General features: G+C 47.1%; 1 protein-coding gene. It reads right to left on the bottom strand.

The window, feature by feature from the left end; translation table 11 throughout:
- Nucleotides 1–859: condensation domain-containing protein (locus ACM2FC_RS23490; protein WP_498483455.1), on the bottom strand; the 859-nt coding region annotated here is incomplete at its 3' end.
- Nucleotides 860–875 lie beyond the last annotated feature (16 nt).

The following is an 875-nucleotide window of genomic DNA, read 5'->3' on the forward strand; positions in this document are numbered from 1 at the left end:
ACAGCTCACTCAGCGTCTTATCTTGTGGGTAGTCCGCTTCTGTCTGGTTCCACTCGTCCAATAAAGTATGACGCTCGACGTCATCCAACAATGATAGTTCGGTTAGAGAGGATTCTGGACAGTTAACCATCTGATCACACAAATGGCATACTCGCGCAATGAAACTCTTAATATCGTTTTCGGTAAAGTAAGCATGTTGGTACGACACGCGACATTTGAGAAACGGCGCCTCTTGAAAATCAATAATTCGGATGTCAAGCGGGGTCGTGTGTTCTGGGCTACTTAAGTAATCAACTACTAAAAGCGCTTGCACATTACTCAGTGTTATTGGGTGAAAATCGTAAATTATATTGATGTCAGGCTGAAAATCTTCCCCCCACTGACGAAACTCACCAAATGGGAAGGCACTATGACGAAACCCGCTCTTTAAGCTTTGTTGTACCGATTGCATTAACTCCATCAGGGCTTGAGACGCCTCCACACCGGTCGCGATTAAGCACTGGTTCGAATGCATGCCCACCGCTTGCATCCCTGCCTTTCCTTTTCTTCCATGAACTGGCGTGCTCACCACCAAATTATCCAAGCTATAGCTACGACAAAAATACAGAGTCAGTGCACTCAGTAAGGCATTCAAAAGGCTCGTGTTATTGGTGGTACAGAAATCACGCAGCCGAGAGGTTAATGACTCAGAAAGAGAAGTCTCATATACTCCCCCCCCTCTCGAGTGTGGATACAATCGTGGTAAACGAGTGATCTCATGGTTTGATAAAAACGTCTGCCAATACGCTTGGTCCTTCGTAAACCGCTTTGAGCTAAGGTATCGGTGCGCCTTTTCCGCAATAGGTCGCCACTCGGGCACGGCAGACATCCCCGCC

Source organism: Vibrio sp. A37 (assembly GCF_059777565.1).